Genomic DNA, 7218 nt, shown 5'->3' with positions numbered 1-7218 from the left:
CTTGGCGGGCCAGCTCGACCGCGCGGCGCCGGAACTCGGGCGGGTGTGGTGACGGCATGACGAACATCCTTCCTGATGATCGCCGGTGACCTCAGGACAGGTGTCCGGTGAACGGGGGGAAGCTCACGCCCGATCACCGGCCATTCGTCCCTGGTGGCCAGTCGACGTCCACATCCCCGGCCTGACCGATTCAGACATTGCGGCCAGCACCGACCCGCCAGATCCTAGCGCGGCCAAGAACATTGGAAACACGCCGGCCGACCGATCAGCGTCGTTCAACCGCACAACGGTGAAGAACCGACCCCCGCCACGACGATTTCCGCCACGACGACCAGAGCGGCCACCACAATCCACCGCGCAGCACCCATAAACTTTTTCTCTGTCGGAAAACTCGATTCGGCCAACCATGGCCGCCCGGTCCACCGGCCACGGCACGGACCGGAGGGCTGCCGGCTGCCAAACCCCCCGCCTCAGGCACGATCAACCCTCAGACACTGCGGACGTCACCAGTGCATCGTCACCTGAGACACGAGCCTGAGCGCTTGGCTGCCCGGTGGCCGTCTAGTCCCCTCGCAAAGCTCCCGAGCAGCCTCTGCCCCGGGCACAGCCGAAGGAATCCGAACCCCCGACCTTCCCAGCCGCAAATCCCCAAACGATCACCGATGCCATCCGGATCAGTCCGCACGCTGGGCCGTCAACCTGCGGTCTGTCTGAATCCGCTCGCCGAAATCCAAGAGCGTCCGCTCCCGTGGCTCCCACTGTGGCTCCCGGGAGCCATCGCGGCATGGGTTGTGAAAGGATCTCCGTTCATGGGACGCACGCAGGTGGATGCGGGGCGTTGTGAGTGCGGTCGGCTGTTGGCTGAGCATGACCGGCATTTTCGATTCAACCTGCCCGATCCGGTGCTTGGGCTGAGCGAGGCAGAGCGCGAGCAACGCACGTGGGCGACGGCACGCTTATGCAGGTGCAGGACATCGGGGCCTTCATCCGCTGCCTCCTCCCCGTACGGCTGACGGGTGGGCACACGGTCACCTTCGGTCTGTGGCTGGCCGTGCATCCTGACGACCCCCAACGCGCGTTCGCGGTCTGGGAAGCACCCGAGTACGCAAACCTCACCCTTGATGGCTGGCTCGCCAACGCCGTGTCCCCATGGGGCGGTGAACTCCTGGCGGCTCTGGCCCATGCCGTTGTCCAGGACACCGAGCAACTGCCCTACATCGTCCGCAGCGACCATGACCTTTCTCGCCAGGTGCTCGGTGAGACCTCGGACCACGCAGACGTCCTCGGCGCCTTGCCCGCCTGAGAAGACACAGCAAGAGGCGCGAATTCTGACCTGGCCGTCCCGGCTGACAGCCGTCACCTGAGCACTGAGGTTCCGGAGTGCTCGTCCGCGCGAACGGCGAGAACCGGTGACAGACCTGTTCGCGCGGACGAGTGCTCCGGTGCGCGGGGGTTTGGGGGTGGTGGAACCCCCAAGCACGCACGCGAGGGACAGGTCTGGACACCTGGCGCTGTCTATTGGCGGTGGCGCGGACCCGGTGACCGCGGTCGGCCGGGCGCCGGGGCGGTGGTAGCGCGGTGCGCGGCCCAGCGGGCGACCCGCCCGGTGACCGGCGCCCACGCCGCACGCGCCGGGCGGGCTGGCAGGCGGGCCGAGGCGGCGGCGCGAGCGCCGAGGTCTTGATCGGTGGTTGGCCGACAACCTTCCCAGGTCGGTGGCCGAGTCCACCGAGAAGGACTACAACGACACGGTTCGGCTGCACCTGGCGCCGGGGCTGGGGCGTAAGAAGTTGTCGAAGCTGTCGGTTCAGGACGTCGATCGGCTGTGGAAGGCCAAGGGGAGGGCGGCTACAGCGCCAACAGCATCCGGATCATGCGGACGGTGCTGTGCAAGGCGCTGGGGCAGACCGAGCGGAAAGGGATCATCGCGCGGAACGTCGCCGCGCTTTCAGCAGCGCCGCATGTGGTGGCCAAGGAGGGCCGAACGCTCACCCTCCAGCAGGCCAATGACCTGTTGGCCACCGTCAAGGCGCCGTTTCGAGGTGGCGATCATGATTGCGCCGGCTTATGGGCTGCAGCGCGGGGAGGTGCTGGGGCTGCACTGGTCGGCGGTCGACTGGGAAGCCGGCACGGTGCGGCCACACGCGGTGAAGCGGATCAAGAACCGGGACAAGTCCAGCGACCGGAAGACCCGGCTCGTGGTGAGCGAGTTGAAGCCGCCCAAGTCCCGGCGGACCCTGGTGCTGACTCCTCAGCTCCTGGCGCGACTTCGGCAACTGCACGCCGCGCAGTCCGCGGCCCGGCTGGCGGCCGGCGACCTGCGGAGTGATCACGGATTGGTGTTCGCGAGCGAGGTCGGGACGCCGATGGATCCGGACAACTTCTCGCACACCTTCTCCAAGCACACCAAGAAGGCCGGTCTCGGCCACTGGCACCCGCACGAGCCACGCCACTCGGGGCTTCGCTGATGCCGGCCCAGGGGACGCCGCTGCACGTGGTCTCCGAAATCCTGGGACACACCAGCATCGCGATCACGAGAGACGTCTACGGGCATCTGCTCATCGACGACAAGCGGACGGCGGCCGAGTCCATGAGCAGCGCGCTCTTCGGATCCTAAGGCGGCCGTGGCTCCCAACGTGGCTCCCACGGCAACGAGAAACACCCCCGGCAGTCTCCCGCTGAGGACGTTGGACTGGTCAGTCGAGCGCAGCCGGAGGGATTCGAACCCCCAACCTTCTGATCCGTAGTCAGATGCTCTATCCATTGAGCTACGGCTGCAACTATGGCCCTGAGGTGGGCTTTTGTAGTGCCGGGAGATCATAACATCCAGGCTTTTGAGTCGTCCCGCCGAGAATCAGAGACTTCGTGCATGGGTTGTGCGTGCACCTGATTCCGCCGCGGCGACCCCACCAGTGTAGGGCATCCGCAGCGTCCCCTGGGACGGGTGGACAGTGGCATGCCAGGCGGGCGGACCCGTGTGCTGCTCAGGTGCGCATCGTGTGCGCATAGCGGATGTATCGATCCGGGCGGTCAAGAGGAGGTGCCGAGATGCCGGTCGTACGTTCGCATCGCTACTTCTCACCAAGAACCGCACAGCCCGGCCGTCGACGAACGCTGATTCAATGATCGGGCGGAGGTGCCCATGAAGGAGAGCCGGCAGACCGGGGCGCGCAAGCCCGGTACACCGGGGGCGTTCTCGCGGTGGGTGAAGCAGCGGTCGAACGCCCGCGTAAAGCGCAGGATCCGGCGGGGCCGCGGTCGTGCCCTGGGCATGGACGTGCTGATCCTGCACACGGTGGGCCGTCGGAGCCGACAGCCACGGGAGACGCCCGTGGCGTGGTTCGCCGAGGGTGAGGACGTCCGGCTGATCGTCGCCTTGGGTAGCGGGAGCCAGAACCCGGACTGGTACGCCAACCTGATGACGTATCCGGAAGAGGCGTCGATCGAGCTGGCCGGGGGTGTAGCGATACCGGTGAGGCCAGAACGGCTGGAAGGAGCCGACCGAGAGCGGGCTTGGCTGCGCATCGTCACCGAGCATCCCATTATCGCCAAACACCAGAGCAAGTCCGGCCGGGAGTACCCGGTGGTCCGGCTCAGCCCGCGGTGGCGCCGATAGTGCCGTTCGTGCCCCGCCGGGGGCGGCTTAGACCGGCGGGACACGGAGGCAGCGCCGTCAGAGCGGGCGTTCGGCCAGGGCTTGCTCCAGGCGTTGCTGGGCGCGGGCGGCCTCACGGGCGCGGTACGCGATGGGCATGTAGCGGAGGCGCTCGGGCAGGAGAAGGGTGCCGCGCCCGATGAGGGAGGCGACGAGCCGCAACCGGCGCTCGTCGGATCGGCTCCAGGGCAGGCCGAGTTTCTTCCGCGCGCTGGGCGGCAGCGTGCCCACGGTGATGAAACGACCGAGCCGTCCACCGGCGAGGCTGAGCGGAGCCACGGCGGGACGTAGCGGTGCCGGGACGGTGGGCGGGACCTTGTCCATCCGTTCCAGGACTTCGTGCGCGACCTTGTGCCCGACGAGGGTGTTCTCCACCATGTCGTCGAAATAGGCCCAGTAGTCGGCGACGGAAGCGGGGAACATCCGCTCGGGCACCTGGAGGATGCGGCCGAGATTGAGGAATTCCTCGTAGACCTGCTGTTCCTCCGCCGGGGTCAAGGGCGCCGGTGCGAAGTAGCGGGTGGCGGTGACGGCAGCGTAGAAACCGGTGAGATGCACCCAGGCCCAGGGTTCCGCTGATAGGGCGTGATGCCGTTGGCCGTTCTCGTCCACGGCGCTGAGTGGTTTGTGCATCTCGCGCAGCCGTTTGCCTTCTTCGATCGCGGTCTGGCCGCCGTACACCCAGGTTTGGACGGAGGCGAAGCTGCGCACCGCCCGCCCGATCGGGTCCCTGCGGAAGCTGGACAGTTGGTCGACCACCGTGCCGATGGCGGGATGCATCGCCTGGAGGATGAACGCGCTGTTGCCCGCTATCGCCGAGGTGTACAGGCCGACCTGCTCCCACAGGATCGAACCGGGCGCGAAGGGGACGGGTTCGCGGCGATTGCTCGGGCCGCTGGCGAGGGTGGTGCCTGTGGCCGTGTCCGCGGCCACGTCCGCACCCGTGTTCAGCGTGATGTGGTCGGTCGTCATGTGCGCGGCCTCCTTGCGAGGTACGGTCGCCGCCAGTTAAACGCGAATAAGTGGTCGCTTACAAGGCCGCGTTCGCGAAAACTTCACCGAAGATGAGGATCGCCTCGGACGGTCGCCGCTTGGGGCCGCATCGTGGTGCGTCTCCTCTGCGCTGGCGCTCGCCGAGCCCGCCGCCACGGTCGCGCCCTTCTCGGCTTGGCCGGTTGCCGTCGCCAACGGCCTCCTGGGCGTACGCAAGAGAGCGTGAGCCATACCGATGCGTCCTCGGCGACCTTGCGGCTGCCGGGACGAAGCCCGGTGACGGCCCCGGGCCCTGCGGGGATGTTCCGCAAGCAGGCCGGCGACGACGCGGACGGTGCGCTGGAGGTGGCGCCTGCGCCGGGCCGTGCGGCGGCCGGTCACGAATTCCAGCGCGGAGAGGGGAACCGATCGCTACGGTGGTGCGCCGAAGTGACGTCAGAGACAGATGTGACTTATGAGATCCCCCTCGTCCCCCGTTTAAGGAGAAGGTCTATGCGCATGTCCACCACGAGGCTCGTCGGCGCCCTCGCCATCGGAGGCGCCCTGCTGGCGTCCACAGCCTGCGGCGCGGTCAGCTCGCTCACCGGTGGCGCCGCGAAGGACGAGGCGTGCAGGAACATCCGGAACGAGCTGTCGTCGGTCCAGGGCAAGATGGCCTCTCCCGACATCACCAACCCGGGCGCGAGCACCCGCGCGAACGCCCAGCTCTTCCGTGACACCGCCAGCAAGATCCGCTCTGAGGGCCAGAAGGCCGGCGGGGACGTGGAGACCGCGGCCGGCAAGGTCGCCACCGACCTTGAGCAGCTCGCCACGACGCTCAGCAGCCTCTCCTCCGGAGGCTCCACCGTGCCGAACACGAACACCAGCTCGTTCATCCAGGACGCCGCCGAGCTCGGCCGCGCCTGCGGCATTTCGGGCACCTGATGCAAACCGGTGGAGGCCCGTCCCTGACGTGGCCTCCACCGCTCCGATAAGGACTTTGCCGGTTAGGCTGGTGACCGGTAACCTGTCGTGAGCCTGAGGGCTACTGGAGGATTCGCCTAGTCCGGTCTATGGCGCCGCACTGCTAATGCGGTTTGGGCTTACCGCCCATCCGGGGTTCAAATCCCCGATCCTCCGCTTCTGACCAGCGCGTTCTCTGAGGTCCACAGCCTCGGCGGGCGCGCTGTTCTCGTCCTGTGGGGCCATTGTGGGTCCGATCCGGCGAGGAACCACCGTCGCCGTCGCCTCGGCCGCCGCCTTGGCGACCTGGGGAATCACCGAGGTGTAGACGTCCGCGGTGAAGCTCGACCGGGCGTGCTCCAGCGTCTCGCTGATGATCTTCATGTCGACCCCGGCCGCCAGGCTCAGCGTGGCCGCGCCGTGCCGCAGGTCGTGGAAGCGGATCGGCGGGAGCGGCCCGCCGTCGATCGCGATTCGCACCGCCTCGGCCGGCACCGGGTGCCGCTTGGCGATCTCGGCGACCGACCAGCCGTCCGCGTGCCGCCGCCGGATCGCGGCATACCGCTCGATGTGCGTATCGAAGCGGGCAGAGATCCACTCCGGACGCAGCGGCGAGCCGTCCTCGCGGGTGAACATCAGGCCGGTCTCTACCCAGAGCTCGGCGGCTGCGGCGCGCTCGGCGTCCTGCTGGTCTTCCCACTCATCCAGTACCTCGGCCGTCACCGAGTCAAACGTGACCGTGCGGGTGCCGCTCTCGGACTTGGTGTCATCGGGGTCCAGGTCGTCATCGGGCCGGGTCTCGCGAATCGTGATCGTGCCCGCCTCACGGTCGCGCTCGGCGCGCGGCAGGCCGGCCGCCTCGGCACGCCGCAAGGTCCTCCTCCGGGCCGCTGATGTTCACGATCAGCACGACCCGGCAGTCTGCCCCTTCCACCGCATCACCGCATGGCAGGACATGCGCCGCGACTGGTAGCTCACGGCGGCGATGACGGCCAGCAGGACCCACGCGCCGGACGGGTCGGCGGCCTGACTAGCGGTGGGCGTTGTAGCGGGTCAGCCAGACCGGGTCTTTCCAGGCCAGATGGTAGCGGCGCGCGGCATGCCGGGCGGTTTCGAAGTAGCCCACGAAGGCCCGGGGGAGTTCGTGGGTGTAGTGGCGTGCGGCCACCGCGGGATCGTTCCGGCACCGTGCGGTGGATTTGGCGGCCAGCAGCGCGCTTTGCACCGCATAACTCAGTCCCTCATCGGTGAACGGATTGACCAGTCCGGCGGCGTCGCTGACGAGCAGCCGCCCATCGGCTATCGCATGGTCGGGAGCAGATCCGCTGTCGACCGGGGCGCAGCTAAGGGGACCGGCCGGGCGAGCGGCTCCCGGCCTAGGATCGGCGGCACACAGCATCGCCAGCGCGTCGTTGATCAAGGTGTCGGGGTCCGTGCCACTGCCGATGACGCCGACGGTGCTGTGATGGTCGCGGCCGGGCAGCAGCCAGGTACACGATGGCTGGACTTTCGGATCGTTGGTGTCAGGGGTGACCATCTGCAGTAGGACCCGGTCCAAGGGCGGGATCCCGCCCAATCGCCGAGCGCACCTCAGCCGTCCGCGGTCGGGTCTCCTGCCGTCGTCCCCC

At 68.1% G+C, this 7218-nt stretch carries 7 protein-coding genes, 2 tRNA genes and 1 pseudogene; 6 read left to right on the top strand and 4 right to left on the bottom strand.

Annotated features, from left to right (window positions below; genetic code table 11):
- Positions 1-883 precede the first annotated feature (883 nt).
- From QSK21_RS34380 to QSK21_RS34370, 3 genes are all read left to right on the top strand, one after another.
- Positions 884-1303 (top strand): DUF2199 domain-containing protein, encoded by a 420-nt coding sequence (locus tag QSK21_RS34380; RefSeq protein WP_285701889.1) that lies wholly within the window; start codon positions 884-886, stop codon positions 1301-1303.
- A gap of 748 nt (positions 1304-2051) precedes the next feature.
- Positions 2052-2468 carry a tyrosine-type recombinase/integrase gene (locus tag QSK21_RS34375; protein ID WP_285701888.1) on the top strand — a complete coding sequence of 139 codons (417 nt, stop codon included), beginning with the start codon at positions 2052-2054 and terminating at the stop codon, positions 2466-2468.
- Positions 2468-2617, top strand: coding sequence for a hypothetical protein (locus QSK21_RS34370; RefSeq protein WP_285701887.1), 150 nt, complete (start codon positions 2468-2470; stop codon positions 2615-2617). Before QSK21_RS34375 ends, QSK21_RS34370 begins: the two co-directional genes overlap by 1 nt.
- Before the next feature lie 88 nt (positions 2618-2705).
- On the opposite strand, the gene QSK21_RS34365 is transcribed toward QSK21_RS34370, so the two are convergent.
- Positions 2706-2778: transfer RNA gene (locus tag QSK21_RS34365), tRNA-Arg, on the bottom strand.
- A gap of 364 nt (positions 2779-3142) precedes the next feature.
- Here QSK21_RS34365 and QSK21_RS34360 point away from each other — a divergent pair.
- A complete protein-coding gene (locus QSK21_RS34360) occupies positions 3143-3616 on the top strand; it encodes a nitroreductase family deazaflavin-dependent oxidoreductase (protein WP_285701886.1) in 474 nt (157 codons plus the stop codon).
- A gap of 57 nt (positions 3617-3673) precedes the next feature.
- Here QSK21_RS34360 and QSK21_RS34355 read toward each other — a convergent pair whose 3' ends face one another.
- On the bottom strand, positions 3674-4627 hold the full coding sequence (locus tag QSK21_RS34355; protein WP_285701885.1) for an oxygenase MpaB family protein: 954 nt from the start codon (positions 4625-4627) through the stop codon (positions 3674-3676).
- Between the two features lie 513 nt (positions 4628-5140).
- Here QSK21_RS34355 and QSK21_RS34350 point away from each other — a divergent pair.
- The gene (locus tag QSK21_RS34350; protein ID WP_285701884.1) at positions 5141-5572 is read left to right on the top strand and encodes a hypothetical protein; all 432 of its coding nucleotides are present in this window, start codon (positions 5141-5143) and stop codon (positions 5570-5572) included.
- Positions 5573-5677: 105 nt separating this feature from the next.
- Positions 5678-5767 (top strand) — tRNA-Ser (locus QSK21_RS34345).
- Between the two features lie 198 nt (positions 5768-5965).
- Here QSK21_RS34345 and QSK21_RS36425 read toward each other — a convergent pair.
- Together QSK21_RS36425 and QSK21_RS34335 are read right to left on the bottom strand one after the other, a co-directional pair.
- Positions 5966-6226: pseudogene (locus QSK21_RS36425) on the bottom strand (site-specific integrase); the annotation flags it as partial.
- Positions 6227-6620: 394 nt separating this feature from the next.
- Positions 6621-7127, bottom strand: a complete 507-nt coding sequence (locus QSK21_RS34335; RefSeq protein WP_285701883.1) for a geranylgeranyl reductase family protein — start codon at positions 7125-7127, stop codon at positions 6621-6623.
- Positions 7128-7218: the final 91 nt, after the last annotated feature.

It is taken from the genome of Actinomadura sp. NBRC 104412, assembly GCF_030269515.1.
GTDB lineage: Bacteria > Actinomycetota > Actinomycetes > Streptosporangiales > Streptosporangiaceae > Spirillospora.
This window is presented reverse-complemented; position numbering and strand designations above follow the sequence as displayed.